Annotated in this window: 16 protein-coding genes; 12 read left to right on the plus strand and 4 right to left on the minus strand. The window is 40.4% G+C overall.

The window, feature by feature from the left end; genetic code table 11:
* Positions 1-8 precede the first annotated feature (8 nt).
* The 7 genes from sufB to yunB all read left to right on the plus strand — a co-directional run bounded on the left by sufB (position 9) and on the right by yunB (position 7,603).
* Complete coding sequence (gene sufB / locus G8761_RS19640; protein WP_166029668.1) at positions 9-1,406, plus strand: Fe-S cluster assembly protein SufB; 1,398 nt, start codon at positions 9-11, stop codon at positions 1,404-1,406.
* 354 nt (positions 1,407-1,760) lie between these two features.
* A complete protein-coding gene (locus G8761_RS19645) occupies positions 1,761-2,606 on the plus strand; it encodes a DUF72 domain-containing protein (RefSeq protein WP_166029669.1) in 846 nt (281 codons plus the stop codon).
* A 19-nt stretch (positions 2,607-2,625) separates the two neighbouring features.
* Positions 2,626-3,447 (plus strand): sulfite exporter TauE/SafE family protein, encoded by an 822-nt coding sequence (locus tag G8761_RS19650; protein WP_166029670.1) that lies wholly within the window; start codon positions 2,626-2,628, stop codon positions 3,445-3,447.
* Positions 3,448-3,477: 30 nt separating this feature from the next.
* A complete protein-coding gene (locus tag G8761_RS19655; RefSeq protein WP_166029671.1) occupies positions 3,478-4,830 on the plus strand; it encodes a bifunctional metallophosphatase/5'-nucleotidase in 1,353 nt (450 codons plus the stop codon).
* Positions 4,831-4,890: 60 nt separating this feature from the next.
* Positions 4,891-5,193, plus strand: coding sequence for a YunC family protein (locus G8761_RS19660; RefSeq protein WP_166029672.1), 303 nt, complete (start codon positions 4,891-4,893; stop codon positions 5,191-5,193).
* 480 nt (positions 5,194-5,673) lie between these two features.
* Entirely contained in the window at positions 5,674-6,768 is a 1,095-nt protein-coding gene (locus G8761_RS19665; RefSeq protein WP_166029673.1) for an HD-GYP domain-containing protein, read from the plus strand.
* A gap of 73 nt (positions 6,769-6,841) precedes the next feature.
* Positions 6,842-7,603 carry a sporulation protein YunB gene (gene yunB, locus G8761_RS19670; RefSeq protein WP_166029674.1) on the plus strand — a complete coding sequence of 254 codons (762 nt, stop codon included), beginning with the start codon at positions 6,842-6,844 and terminating at the stop codon, positions 7,601-7,603.
* 46 nt (positions 7,604-7,649) lie between these two features.
* Here the strand turns inward: yunB and G8761_RS19675 are convergent, their stop codons facing one another.
* Positions 7,650-8,639, minus strand: a complete 990-nt coding sequence (locus G8761_RS19675; RefSeq protein ID WP_420800274.1) for a M23 family metallopeptidase — start codon at positions 8,637-8,639, stop codon at positions 7,650-7,652.
* Positions 8,640-8,813: 174 nt separating this feature from the next.
* Between G8761_RS19675 and lipA the strand changes: the two genes are divergently transcribed.
* A complete protein-coding gene (gene lipA, locus G8761_RS19680; protein ID WP_338001001.1) occupies positions 8,814-9,740 on the plus strand; it encodes a lipoyl synthase in 927 nt (308 codons plus the stop codon).
* A 51-nt stretch (positions 9,741-9,791) separates the two neighbouring features.
* On the opposite strand, the gene G8761_RS19685 is transcribed toward lipA, so the two are convergent.
* Positions 9,792-10,463 (minus strand): YhcN/YlaJ family sporulation lipoprotein, encoded by a 672-nt coding sequence (locus G8761_RS19685; RefSeq protein WP_166029676.1) that lies wholly within the window; start codon positions 10,461-10,463, stop codon positions 9,792-9,794.
* Between the two features lie 112 nt (positions 10,464-10,575).
* On the opposite strand from G8761_RS19685, the gene G8761_RS19690 reads away from it, so the two are divergent.
* Positions 10,576-10,851 carry a YutD family protein gene (locus tag G8761_RS19690; protein ID WP_166029677.1) on the plus strand — a complete coding sequence of 92 codons (276 nt, stop codon included), beginning with the start codon at positions 10,576-10,578 and terminating at the stop codon, positions 10,849-10,851.
* A gap of 38 nt (positions 10,852-10,889) precedes the next feature.
* Here G8761_RS19690 and G8761_RS19695 read toward each other — a convergent pair whose 3' ends face one another.
* Together G8761_RS19695 and G8761_RS19700 are read right to left on the minus strand one after the other, a co-directional pair.
* Positions 10,890-11,174 carry a cytosolic protein gene (locus tag G8761_RS19695; RefSeq protein WP_166029678.1) on the minus strand — a complete coding sequence of 95 codons (285 nt, stop codon included), beginning with the start codon at positions 11,172-11,174 and terminating at the stop codon, positions 10,890-10,892.
* Positions 11,175-11,344: 170 nt separating this feature from the next.
* Positions 11,345-11,611, minus strand: a complete 267-nt coding sequence (locus G8761_RS19700; protein WP_166029679.1) for a DUF3055 domain-containing protein — start codon at positions 11,609-11,611, stop codon at positions 11,345-11,347.
* 262 nt (positions 11,612-11,873) lie between these two features.
* Here G8761_RS19700 and G8761_RS19705 point away from each other — a divergent pair, with 262 nt between their 5' ends.
* From G8761_RS19705 to G8761_RS19715, 3 genes are all read left to right on the plus strand, one after another.
* On the plus strand, positions 11,874-13,118 hold the full coding sequence (locus tag G8761_RS19705) for an EAL domain-containing protein (RefSeq protein ID WP_243450094.1): 1,245 nt from the start codon (positions 11,874-11,876) through the stop codon (positions 13,116-13,118).
* 22 nt (positions 13,119-13,140) lie between these two features.
* Positions 13,141-13,578 (plus strand): DUF86 domain-containing protein, encoded by a 438-nt coding sequence (locus G8761_RS19710; RefSeq protein WP_166029681.1) that lies wholly within the window; start codon positions 13,141-13,143, stop codon positions 13,576-13,578.
* Positions 13,579-13,736: 158 nt separating this feature from the next.
* Positions 13,737-14,501 carry a TIGR01457 family HAD-type hydrolase gene (locus G8761_RS19715; protein WP_166029682.1) on the plus strand — a complete coding sequence of 255 codons (765 nt, stop codon included), beginning with the start codon at positions 13,737-13,739 and terminating at the stop codon, positions 14,499-14,501.
* Positions 14,502-14,518: the final 17 nt, after the last annotated feature.

The following is a 14,518-nucleotide window of genomic DNA, read 5'->3' on the forward strand; positions in this document are numbered from 1 at the left end:
TAACGAAGATGGCAAAAAAGATGCCTGAAATAGGTGATTATAAATACGGTTTTGCCGATAAAGACGTTTCCATATTCCGTTCAAAACGCGGTTTAACAGCTGATATAGTAAAAGAAATTTCTAAGTTGAAGAACGAACCACAATGGATGTTAGACTTCCGTTTGAAGTCGCTTGAGCATTTTTACAAAATGCCAATGCCACAATGGGGCGGCGATTTGAATGCATTAAACTTTGATGAAATTACGTATTATGTAAAACCATCGGAGAAATCTGAGAAGTCATGGGATGAAGTACCTGAAGAAATCAAGGCTACTTTTGATAAACTAGGAATTCCTGAAGCAGAGCAAAAGTACCTTGCTGGGGTATCTGCACAGTATGAATCTGAAGTTGTTTATCACAATATGAAGGTAGAACTTGAAGATTTAGGAATCGTCTTTAAAGATACCGATTCCGCTTTAAGAGAAAATGAAGATATTTTCCGTGAACACTTTGGAAAAACAATTCCGCCAACAGACAACAAGTTTGCTGCACTTAACTCTGCCGTATGGTCAGGGGGCTCATTTATCTATGTACCACCAGGTGTAAAAGTGGATACTCCTTTACAGGCTTACTTCCGCATTAACTCTGAAAACATGGGTCAATTTGAACGTACCTTAATCATTGTAGATGAAGGTGCACACGTGCATTACGTTGAGGGTTGTACTGCCCCAGTCTATACAACTAACTCCCTGCACAGTGCAGTGGTTGAGATTGTTATTAAAAAAGATGCTTATTGTCGTTATACAACAATCCAAAACTGGGCGAATAACGTGTTTAACCTGGTTACAAAACGTGCTGTCTGCGAAGCAAATGCAACAATGGAATGGATTGACGGTAACATCGGTTCGAAACTTACTATGAAGTATCCTGCTGTTATTTTAAAAGGCGAGGGTGCACGCGGCATGACATTGTCCATCGCGATTGCTGGAAAAGGACAGCACCAGGATGCAGGTGCAAAAATGATTCACCTGGCTCCGAATACTTCATCTACAATTGTTTCCAAGTCAATTTCTAAGCATGGTGGTAAGGTTACTTATCGTGGAGTCGTTCACTTCGGCCGTAAAGCTGACGGTGCCCGTGCTAACATTGAGTGTGACACACTCATTATGGATAATCAGTCAACATCTGATACAGTTCCATACAATGAAATTCTGAACGACAATATTTCATTGGAACACGAAGCTAAGGTATCAAAGGTTTCTGAAGAACAGCTTTTCTATCTGATGAGCCGTGGTATTTCACAACAAGAAGCTACTGAAATGATCGTAATGGGCTTCATCGAGCCATTCACAAAAGAACTTCCAATGGAATATGCAGTTGAAATGAACCGCCTGATTAAGTTCGAAATGGAAGGTTCTATCGGATAATATTATTCAACCTAACCGCCCGCCGCTACGGCAGGCGGTTTTTTTATTTGAAAAGACTTCCTATTTTAGTAAGAAAAGGTAGAAGTTTTGGGGAAAGGAGTAGGAGATTGCCACAAAGAGGTAGAAGTTTTGGAAAAAGGAGTAGAAGACTTCTTCAAAGAGGCAGAAGCTGGGGGAATTGAAAGAAGTTCTTTTTCAAAAAGGAAAAACATAAGCGGAAGGCAATGATATGTTATGAATTTTGTTGTTTAAGTCTTAAAGTTTTACTCCGTCTATTAAAGGGGAAATGGAGAAATACGACAAAGTGTGCGTTTTCATAAGGCTATGTTAAAATTTATTTTGGGGGTGGGGTTAATGATATATATCGGAGTAACCGGGTGGGGAGATCATGAGAGCCTTTATCGAAAAGGTATCCCGCCGCGAGATAAATTAAAAGAATATGCAGGTTATTTTCCAACGGTAGAAGTGGATGCATCTTTTTATGCTGTTCAGCCGAAAAAGAATGCACAAAGATGGGTTGACGAGACTCCTGATGCATTTCAGTTTATCGTAAAAGCCTATCAGGGTATGACAGGGCATGAGCGGGGAGCCATCCCCTTCGAAAGCAAGGAGCAAATGTTTGAAGCGTTTATTGATTCCTTGGAGCCTTATCAAACTGCTGGAAAACTCGCGATGGTTCTTTTTCAGTTTCCGCCATGGTTTGATTGCCAAAAGGAAAATGTTGATTATTTAAGATGGTGCAGGCAGCAAATGGGAAGTATACCTTGTGCGCTTGAATTCAGGAATCAAACATGGTTTTCTCCTGATCTTCGCGAAAAGACACTTGCTTTTATGAAGGAAGAAGATTGGATTCATGTTGTGTGTGACGAGCCTCAGACAGGGGAAGGGTCGGTCCCGATTGTTTTAGAAACCATAAGCCCTCAAAACGTACTTGTGCGCTTTCATGGCCGTAATCTCCATGGATGGCAGCAGAAAAATGCATCAAACTGGCGCGAAGTTCGTTACTTGTACCGATATAATCAACAGGAACTGGAAGAATGGGCAGAATACATTAAAAATCTTCAAAAACAATCGGAGAAAGTATATGTCTTATTTAATAACAACTCCGGCGGAGATGCTGCAGATAATGCCAGGCAAATGATCAGCCTGTTAAATATTGAATATGAAAATCTTGCTCCCAGACAGCTTGATTTATTTTAACTTGGAAGAAGGATAATATATGGAATGGGTTTTACTGGTTTTGCTGGGAATGGCAGCGAGCTCTCTCGGTTCATTGATTGGCCTTGGAGGAGGCATCATTGTTGTGCCGGCGCTGCTATACTTAGGCACTCTTCATGGATTTGATCATATAACACCACAGGTGGCTGTGGGGACCTCTTTATTCACGATGATTTTCACAGGACTATCATCTACCTTATCATATATGAAACATAAAACGGTAGATTATAAAAGCGGCTTGCTTTTCCTAATTGGAAGCGGTCCGGGAAGCATTCTTGGAGCCTGGGTTACAGAAAGTCTGAATCTTAAATCCTTTAATATTTTTTTCGGCCTTTTTATTATTCTTGTCTCAATTATCCTAACCTTAAAGAATAAATTAAAACCGATTCCTTATCGTAAGGATAAAGGAATTGTAAGAACATTTACCGATAATACTGGCACAACCTTTGAATATGGTTTTAATCCTATTGCAGGCATTCTTATTTCATTTGTGGTAGGTTTTCTTTCCGGGATTTTTGGAGTAGGCGGAGGCTCGTTAATGGTGCCTGCTATGATTTTAATTTTCTTTTTCCCGCCTCATGTGGCAGTAGCTACCTCCATGTTTATGATATTTCCGTCTTCAGTCCTCAGCTCCATTACCCATGTTGCATTAGGAAATGTGAACTGGTTATATGCTTTCGCTTTAATTCCCGGTGCATGGATGGGAGCAAAGGTCGGTGTTTATCTGAATACAAGACTTAAGAGCAAAACAATTGTAATTCTCCTAAGAACCATATTGGTTATTGTGGGAGTAAGGCTTATTTATCAAGGGTTTTTTGGTTAACATATAAGAAATTAGAGGATGAGGGCAAAAATGGAAAATATTCATATCTACCATACAAATGATTTACATAGCCATTTTGATCACTGGCCCCGAATCCGGCATTTGCTTCAGGAACGCCAAAGGTGGCATAAAGAGGCCGGTGATGAAGTTTTTTTATTCGATATAGGTGACCATATGGATAGATGGCACCCTTTTACCGAAGGAACGCATGGCAAAGGGAACACCCAGTTATTAAACCAGGCTGGTTACACAGCGGTAACGATTGGGAACAACGAGGGTATAACCCTTCCTCATGAAGACCTGGATAGTGTTTACCAGGATGCTCAATTTGATGTCTTGCTCGGAAACCTGTTTTATAAGAATGGGGAACGTCCCGGCTGGGCAAAACCGTATACAATCTACACAACAAAAAAAGGCACTCGGATTGGTGTCTTCGGTTTAACTGTGTACTTCAACCTTTTTTATGACTTGCTTGGCTGGAAGCTGGAGGAGCCTCTACAGGAATTGCAGAACATCTTACCTGAATTAAAAGAAAAAGCAGATATCATTATCTTTCTCTCTCATCTCGGTTTACACGAGGATGAAAGAATTGCCGCAGATTATCCTGATATTGATATTATCCTCGGAGGGCATACACACCATATTCTCCATGAAGGAAAAATGGTGAATGAAACCCTTCTATGCGGGGCTGGAAAGCATGGTGCCTTTGTTGGACATGTTGAGCTTAATGTAAGCTCAATTGGCCTGACAGCAAATAAAAAGGCTATATTATACGATGTGAATGAAATAGAGGCGCCAGTAGGAGAAACTGAGGAGGCAAGTAATCTTTTTGAAAACGGAAAGCACCTCCTGGGTGAAAAAATTGTCACTCTGGAGCAGCCTCTTAAAAGCGAGTACTTTAAACCTTCGCAACTTCCGCAGCTGCTTTGTGAGGCATTAAGAGAGTGGTGCGATGCTGATTGTGCCTTTTTAAATGCAGGGCTTTTGCTCGGTCCAATTTCGGGTGATGTAACAAAATATGATTTGCTGACTGTTTGTCCTCACCCAATTAATCCTTGTGTAGTTGAATTACCCGGAAATGAACTTAGGGAAATTCTTTTACAGACAAGGGATGAGGAGTGGCCTCATATGCAAATCAAAGGGCTTGGCTTCCGTGGGAAGGTAATGGGTAATATGGTTTATGATCAGATAGAATTTATTGATGAACTGCAAGAAATTCGGATAAAAGGAAGGAATTTGAAACCTAATACTATTTACAAGCTTGCTATACCTGATATGTTTACTTTCGGGAGGTTTTTCCCAGTGATACAACGGTCAGCTCATAAAAGGTATTTCATGCCCGAGTTCCTCCGAGATCTCCTTGCATGGAAACTGACAAAATAGACAAATTCACCTTTTCCTGTCCGTAACATAAAGTGTTATGGATAGGGAAGGAGTGAGAGTATGATTGACCTGTTTCCTGTTGACATAAAAGGCAATACTTTTTTTGCTGTTATGGTAAAGCTTCCAAAAACCACTCTGCTGTCTGTATCCAATGATAAGGGCTATATTATGTGTGGTGCTCTTGATGTTGGATTATTAAATACTAAATTACATGACCGGGGAATCATTGCAGGTCGTGCGGTTGGGGTAAAAACGATTCAGGAACTTCTTGATGCACCGCTGGAATCGGTAACTTATGAGGCTGAAAAGCTCGGAATTTTGCCAGGGATGTTTGGAAAAGAAGCTTTATTAAAAATGATATAATGCCTGCCATCGCGGTGGGCTTTTTGTGTTTTTAAGAAAACATAGTGCCTCAATGTTGCCTTCCTGATAGAAAGGGGATTCATTTGCAGTGGTCAGATGGACATTAATAATGACTTTCCGGGCTTGCAGCCGGCCAGAGCTTTAGCCTGGATGAACGATTTTTTCTCGTGCAGCGGCCTGCCTTTGTTGTTCATCCTCTTAATGAAAGTCACTTTCATCATAAATTGGTAAATTTAAATTTTTCATTACTTAGTTCCCGGAGGCCAGACTAATACCGTCCTGTAACCTTTCACTATTGGGTAATTTCATTTTCACTAAAAAAATCATAAAAGTGGGACATAAGATAGTTGAAAGTATTAAAAGGATTAGATAATAATAGAAATAGAGGAATTTGTCGAACTTTGTACCTAAATCTGTTACCTCTCCAAACGGCTGGAACTCCTCAGCCGATTCGGATTTATTTTGAGATGGGAGTTTACTATGAGATTAGTCGCCACCAGCTCCGTTCCTAAAGGGGCAATACTTGGCAAGGCCATATATAATGACCGTGGAAAGATTCTCTTGAACGAGGGGGTCAAACTGGAGGACAAGCTTTTAAGCCGTCTCGAGGGAATGGGCATCTGTTATATTTATGTAAAGGATAAAAAGACTGATGATATTAAACTAAAGGACCCTATTCCTGTTAAAGCCAGAAGAAAGGCTATGACTACGATAGAATCCAATTTCGTTAAGATTCAAAAGGATACGTACGTTTCCGGTTCCTTAGTGATAGAAAAAGCTTCGGGGGATTTTAAATCCTTAATAAAATATCTCCTTTCAGAAATAAAAGGAAATCAAGATCTGCTCGTACTGCTGTCTGATGTTTTTACTTACGACCATTATATCTTTACTCATTCCTTGAACGTTACCATGTATACCCTGGCAATCGGACTTGAAATGAAATTAACATCAAAAGAGCTTGAAATATTGGGGTTGGGAGCAATTTTGCATGATGTTGGCAAAATGAAAGTGCCTGAGCAGATTCTCCTGAAACCCGGGCGGTTAACTGAAGAGGAATATGAAGAAATTAAGAAACATGCGGAGGATGGATTTAACATTCTGCGACGCATCCCGACAGTTCCTCTTTTAGCAGCACACTGTGCTTTTCAGCACCATGAGAGGCTTGATGGGTCGGGTTATCCCCGCGGGATTACGGGAGATGATATTCACGATTATGGAAAAATCCTTGCGGTGGCTGATGTATTCGATGCGATCACATCCAACAGGGTTTACAGAAAAGCAATGCTGCCCCATGAGGCTCTGGAAATTTTATACGCCGGATCTGGAACTCTTTATGATACAAAAGTGGTCGATGCTTTTAGAAGAGCAGTCGTAATTTACCCTGTGGGAATTACTGTAGTGCTTTCAGATGGACGTAAGGGAGTTGTAAGCAGGCAAAATAAGGGATTGAGTGACCGTCCGGTTGTAAGGGTCCTCGAGGAAAAGGGAGAAGAAATCAAGCCTTATGAACTTGATTTAAAAAAAGAGCTGCATATCATTATTTCTGAATGCGACACCACCTTTAAAAAGAACTAATTCAATTTTAATAACTTTTAGAGCTAGTTCCCCTTTTACAAGCATACAATTAGCTTGTAAAGGGGGTTTTTTTGTGAAGCTGCGCATCAGGTCTTTCCGTAGAGGCCCTTTGCCTTATAGATATGTATTTTTATTAACTTTTATTTTTTTCATTTTTTCTACAGCAGCCGGGATGTGGATTGTCAATAAAGGAATTACCCCCACTCTCATGAGCTATGCGGAATCTCAGACAAGAAAAATTGCCTCTATGGTTATAACAAAGGCTGTTATTAAGAAGACCGTTAACGTAAAAGATATCAATGAAATTATGGAAGAAATTCCGGGGAAAAACGGCAAGGCTTCGAGTTACAATATGAAAACAGACATCATTAACAGAGCTCTGGCAGAAACGACTCTGGAAGTTGAAAAGAATATAAAGATGGCAGAAAAGGGTGATCTTGCTGCACTCGAACAACTGTCAGATGTAAGAATTGAAACGGATAAGCCAAAGGATTTGGAGGGTATTATTTGGTATGTTCCCTTAGGCCAGGCCTCAAATATTACTTTGTTAGGTAACCTGGGACCTAAAATTCCAGTTCGTTTTAACGCGATTGGAAACGTCCGTCCTGATGTTAAAACCACTGTAAAACCAATGGGGATTAATAATACTTGGATTGAAATTTCCATTCACTTGGATGTCTCTATTCAAATTATTACTCCTTTTGCCACAAAAATTACCAAGCTGAAACAAAACATACCGGTAGCAGCCGGATTGATACAAGGGGATGTTCCTCAGTTTTACAATGGCGGAGGAGGTTCATCGCCTTCTCTGGAACTCCCAGTACCTGGACATTAAAAAGTGGAAAGGACTGTCCGTCAGGGGCAGTCCTTTTCATGCCGGATTACTTATTTTTTCTCGCCTTTAATTTTTCGGTTCTCTCCCACATTCTTAAATGTGGATATGGATCAAAGGACCATTCAGAGTAACCGTTGTCCTTGTACATGCCGTAATGCAAATGAGGCGGGAACTTTCCTGAGGTCCCAGGAGGCCCGTAGCCTGTGCTTCCTACCCCGCCTATCAAGGTGCCGGGTTCTACAATCTGGCCTACTTTAAGATCTTTGGCAAAGCCGCTAAGATGGGCAAAATAATGATAGGTATTGTTAATATCACGAATCCCTACTCTCCAGCCACCAAATTTATTCCAGCCCTTCATTTCAACAATTCCATACTTTGTTGCCCGGACTGGTACACCGTAATGGGAGAAAATATCCGTTCCTTCATGTATTCTTCTCCCGCCCCAGCCTCGTGCATCTCCCCATGTATTGTTATAACTATGGTTGCTCCGTATAGGAACAGGAAAGGCGGAATCCTCTAAATCAATCCTTCCAAAGTGCCTGTAGATCTTTGCTTTGTCCGCAATAATGCCCACTGTTTTATCACGTTTATAATAATCCCATAGAGCAATTTTAATATTCTCCTGGTCAATTCCATAGGAGAGAAGATAAACAGCAAAGGAATAGAGAACATCTTCATCATCATTGATGCTTGCTTTTCTATCTCCGTTCCCATCAACCCCAGCGCCATTAAAAAAGGAGATGGACGCTGGATTGGTATCTGAAGGATGGGGATTTGCTATCCCTGCCCATTCTTCCGGCCGGAAATAGATGCCGGTTAATCCCTGTGGTTTTGGCAAGTCTCTGCGAACCTGGCGGATGTTCCGCTCATATTGATCGATAGCGGCCAAGTAGTACCAGGGGATTTGAGTTACAGCTTCTACTTTTTTATACAGAGCCATTCTTTTCTGATAAACATCTTCTTCTTCGGCATGTGCAGATTGGAAGGGTAAAAATATAAATACGAATACTGTTCCTAATATCAAAAGCGCCCGCACAGGAATCCTCCCTTCGGATAATATACAAAATTAGTTTGCAAAAGAAGCGTGAGATTTATTATGGTTAATAAATGGTAAAGATAAACTCCTGGCTTGTCCTGCCTGTTTTAGTATGATAAAGTGACAGTTGAAGACACTCATTCTTGTGCATTGGAATTTTTCAGATTAAATGAGGTGGAAAATATGAACACCAAAGGTGAACACTTGCGTAAACCGGAATGGTTAAAGATAAAACTTAATACGAACGAAAGTTACACTGGCTTGAAAAAGATGATGAGGGAAAAGCAGCTTCATACCGTTTGTGAAGAAGCCAGATGCCCAAATATTCATGAATGCTGGGCGGTAAGAAGAACTGCGACTTTTATGATTCTAGGTGATGTATGTACACGTGCATGCCGCTTTTGTGCTGTGAAAACGGGACTTCCTACTGAATTGGATTTACAGGAGCCTGAAAGAGTTGCTGATTCAGTCACGCTCATGAATTTAAAGCATGTGGTTGTTACAGCAGTTGCAAGGGATGATTTAAAGGATGGGGGAGCAGCCGTTTTTGCTGAGACAGTTCGGGCTATTCGCCGTAAAAATCCTTTTACTAGCATCGAAGTACTTCCTTCTGATATGGGGGGTAAAGAAAAAAATTTACAGGTTCTTATGGATGCAAAACCAGATATTCTGAACCATAACATAGAAACTGTCCGCAGGCTTACACCAAGAGTTAGAGCGCGTGCTACATATGAACGTTCACTTGAATTTTTGCGCAGAGCGAAAGAAATGCAGCCTACTATTCCAACGAAATCAAGCCTCATGATTGGAATAGGCGAAACCAAAGAAGAGATTTTGGAAACGATGGATGATCTTCGTACTAATAACGTGGATATTATGACCATTGGCCAATATCTTCAGCCAACTAAAAAGCATTTGAACGTTATTAAATATTACAGCCCTGCTGAGTTTGAAGAACTGAAGGAAATTGCTTTAAGCAAAGGATTTAGCCATTGTGAGGCAGGTCCGCTTGTCCGTTCTTCATACCATGCGGATGAACAGGTTAATGCTGCTGCCAAGCATAAAAATGCTCTTGCAGAGATTGAAGCACAAGAAGCATAAGGTGAAACACCAAAAAGAGTTCAGCTGAATTTTCAGCTGAACTCTTTATCGTTATTTACCCATATTATTATCCGATTTTCCTGTGTTATTACCGGATTTCTCCATGTGATCATCGGGAGTTTCGCCATTGGCATTTTCACTTGCATTCATTGGTGCTCCCTGTGGTGACTTTTTCATTTCTTTAATTAAATTATCCACAAGATGGCGTGATCCCCTGCTGGTGGAATCCAGGTGTGATAAATTCTCTACTTCCCGGAACATCCTTTTGTTATCACTTACATAGACGTGATAATAACGGGGAACCACTGACATCGCCGTTCTTTTTACCATATCCGCTGTCCGGTTTCTGTTTTGGGCATCCGTATCGTATGCAATTAGGACTTCCTGGTCGGTTACCAAAGTGGCAATATCATTTATATTTGGCAGGTCAGTTCCAAGACTGCTGATAACATGGGCCAACTGTTCCCTATTCATGGCAATAGGGCGTCCATTTGAGTGCGCATCTCCCATAACGGGGCTTTTTTGGTGCCTCACATATCCAAAATCATTACTCATATTTCTAACGCCTTGTGTTTGTTTTTCGTTATAAAGTTCATTGCGTTTATTATTAACATTTATGGAATGCCCGCTTTCCTCGTAAACATCCTTATGGGAAGCGTCATTAGAGCAGCCAACAGTGCCAAGCAGACAGGCAATTCCCAGTACTGACAAGGTTTTTTTCAATATTTACACCTCCTGTTATTAGGATTGCCAATGACTGTGTTTTTTTCACTTAGAAATTGATGGGGAATCGGTTATAATGAGTATAAGGTAGCTGGAAAATAGAGGTGAGACAATGATTTCGATCAATAATACTTTTTATGAGGTTATAGAGGATTATCGAAACGCTTTTAATGAAGATGCATTTATAGGGCGGTTTAGTGATATTTTAGCGCGGTATGATTATATTGTAGGGGATTGGGGCTATGGTCAGCTCCGCCTCAGAGGGTTCTTTGATGACCAAAATCAAAAGGCCTCCTTTGATACAAAAATCAGCACATTAAGTGAGTACCTTTATGAGTACTGTAATTTCGGCTGTGCTTATTTTGTAATTAAAAAAGTAAAAAGTTAAAAAGGGGCCGGTACTTTTTGTACCGGCCTTTTTATGACTTATGGAGAATAGGGTGGCTGATCATCACTGTTAGGGTCATCATGAGTTGGATGAGCACCAGGCATTTGTCTTGGATTATTCTGATGAAGAGATTTGTTTTCATAATTAAAGGGAGTATAATAACGCTGCCCTTCCTCCCAGGGAGTGCTTTTATTTTCAACAGGTTCATTTTCTCTAATTGGAGAACCATAAGGCCCTTCAGGCAGAGTTTCTGCAGTAAGGTAGTCTCTTTGTTTTTCCACATTTGAAAAATCACTATATTTTTCCGCATCTTTTTTTGACATGCTTTCACTCCCATTAGAGCCAATTTTCTTAGCTAATCAGAATTAATATCGATAAATTCTGAACGAATAAGCGCAACTACGGCTCAGCCCTCACCTAAGGGCTCGGCAATCGCCGAGTTTTCTTTATATTATGGTCATTTGAAAGTGAAACATGCTTTTAGCCGCAAAAATTATACAACCTCTGTTAAAAACGAACGCAGCTCTTCAGCTTCAGATTCTGTTAGCTGGAAAGCATACTCCAAATAACCTTCTTCCTGAAGGTCATCCTGCCCAATAATCGCAAATCGGTTTCCCTGCATATCGAGTACGAGGCTTTTTCCATAATGGCGGCCAGTTTGAATAATGGCAAGATCATAACGTTTATCTTCACCCAAAAAGCTCACAAAACGTGTATTTGCAGATTCCTTATCATCGTATAAAAAGAAATGGTCTGTCATAGTTTTTCTCCTTTAAAAATTGTTAGGAATTTAACTTTTCTCAATATTTTAATCACATTTAATCTTATCAGATTTTCAATGGAAATGTCAGTCCTCCGTAAAAGTGTTATTTTGAAAAAATTTCTTTTTAAGGAAAATTGAGATAAAGAATGTGGTACAATAGTCTCATGTAATGGATATCGACTTCTGAGAGGAATGAAACCGAATGGTCCGCCGTTATGTCGAAAAAGCGAAAAGGATATTAAAATGGGGGAAACTCTTTATGCCTTATTCGGCCATGCGTTTTTATCCTCCTCAATTTATTGTGAGAAATCCTGTTGCTGAAGGAGTAAAAAATGCCTTTAACAATGGCTGCGAGGTGGCAGTGATTGTATTTAATATTAAAGATATTAAAGAACTGGCTGATATGCTCGGCCAATTTCAATTCCAGGGTTACATCAAAAGAGTAAAAAAGTTCTTTCGGAATATAATTGAGGAAGCAATCGACATTAACGATATTATCACCCTTCATGATTTTTATGGTGATGGGTTAACATTATCAATAAGAGTGAATCCCGAGCATCATTCAATTTCTGAAATAGACCTTTTGATAAAAAGAATTTCCCGTGAGGCAGAACGTTTCCTTCTAATTGAATATCCAATGGTTCCTACCGTTTTTCAAACGGGGTATATGTTTGTTGAGAAAAAACATTATTCTGTTCAGGAAGCAGTACTTAAGGCACAGCAGCAGGCCATTGCTATGGCTGAAAAGCGTATTGATACAGAGTTCAATGAAATGCTGTTTACAATGACAAGAATTGTTTCCCAAAAGGATATCCGCCTTCTCGCACAGCCTATTATTGATGTGGCAACAAATAAGGTCAGGGCGTGGGAGATGCTGACTAGGGGTCCAAAGGGAACAGTCCTTGAAAATCCGCTTTCTCTTTTTTCAATTGCAAGGCAGACTGGCCTTCTTTATGATCTGGAGATGATTGTTCTCGAAAAAGCTCTTCAGCAGGTAAGGGATTTAAGCTGCAAACAAGATATATTCCTCAATTGTACGCCGCTTACCATCGGAAATATGCGTTTTATACGTGATATTAAAAAATTAATGATAAAATATAAGAAAATATCCCCTAAACAGATTACTTTTGAGATTACCGAACGCGACTCCATCGAGGGAATCAAAGATTTTAATTATAATATTAAAGTTTTAAGGCTAATGGGGTTCCGGCTTGCCGTTGACGATACAGGGGCGGGATATGCCAGTCTTAATACAATTAGTGAAATTATGCCGGATATTATAAAAATTGATCGCTCAGTCATCCAGAACATCGACAAAAATTCAGTTAAGGAATCGATGCTGAAAGGGCTTCTGCTTGTGGCAAGAGAGGCTGGTTCTTTGGTTGTGGCAGAAGGAATTGAGAATGAATCCGAAGCATCCGTATTGTCCCGTAATAATGTGGATTTGGCCCAGGGGTATTTTTATGCAAGGCCTGCCGCGCTGGCAAAATCTATGGCTACCTAGAAATGACAAAGGAAGTGGATGTATGTATTTTGTGGACCGCAATAAAATTGAAGAGATTTTATCGTACCTGGAAGAATTGATTCGTACATTCTCCGAAGTGAAGAATTGGGAAGGCCGATTGGAAAAAGCAGCTCTTGAAAGACTCACCCAGATGATGATTGAATCTATTTTGGATGTTGGGAATTTGATGATTGACGGATTTATCATGAGGGATCCAGGAAGCTATGAGGATATCATTGATATCCTAATGGATGAAAAAGTGGTTTCTGAGGAAATAGGCTGCAGCCTCAAAACGCTTATTTTATTCAGAAAGATCCTTGTTCAATCCTATACTGAAATTAGTCACAACGACCTGGCTGATCAATTTTCCAAAAGGATTCAGGATATTCATGCTTTTGCGGATCACGTAAGAAAGTATCTGATTGAGGAACTGGGTCCAGTTTCGGCATTTAAAAATTAGGAAAGAGACCTTGGGGTCTTTTTTTCATTGTCGAGGAGGCTTCCGGACTGCCCGCGGAAAGCGAGAGCCGGGAGCGGAAATCAACAGGCAAGATTAACAAGGCCTTTTCATTTAATATTATTTAGGATAGGGTAAGATACTCTTTAGGAGGGATAAGGATGAAAAAATATAAAGGATATCTAATCGACCTGGATGGGACTATGTATAAAGGTACAGAGAGAATTGAAGCAGCTTCAGACTTTGTAAAAAAACTAAAGGAAAAGGGAATTCCTTATTTATTTGTTACAAATAATTCCTCCAGAACTCCAAAACAAGTAGCTGAAAAGCTGAAGGGCTTTGACATACCTGCTGAAGTGGAACAGGTTTTTACTACAAGCCAGGCTACGGCCAATTACATATATGGAAGAAAACAAGATGCAAGTGTATATGTCATTGGAGAAGAGGGGATTCGGACTGCCTTAGAGGAAAAGGGTTTCCGATTTGCTGGTGAGGATGCTGATTTTGTCGTGGTTGGCATCGATCGCTCCATTAATTATGAAAAGCTGACTATTGGCTGTCTGGCAGTACGCAATGGCGCAATCTTTGTCTCCACAAACGCGGATATTGCACTTCCAACGGAAAGAGGATTAGTGCCGGGGAATGGATCGCTGACTTCCGTAATAACAGTTTCTACGCAGACTCAGCCTATCTTTATCGGAAAACCCGAGGCTGTTATCATGGAACAGGCATTAAAGGTACTTGGAACCCCGAAGGACGAAACATTAATGGTTGGGGATTACTATGACACTGACATTCTAGCTGGAATCAATGCAGGAATGGATACATTGCTTGTTCATACCGGTGTGACCACTAAGGAACTGTTAAAAGGATATGGCACCCAGCCAACCTATGCAATTGATTCACTTGACCACTGGGAACCATAAAAAACAAAAGCCGGGGA

The organism is Neobacillus terrae (assembly GCF_011393025.1).
In the GTDB taxonomy this organism is placed as follows: Bacteria; Bacillota; Bacilli; order Bacillales; family Cytobacillaceae; genus Neobacillus_A; species Neobacillus_A terrae.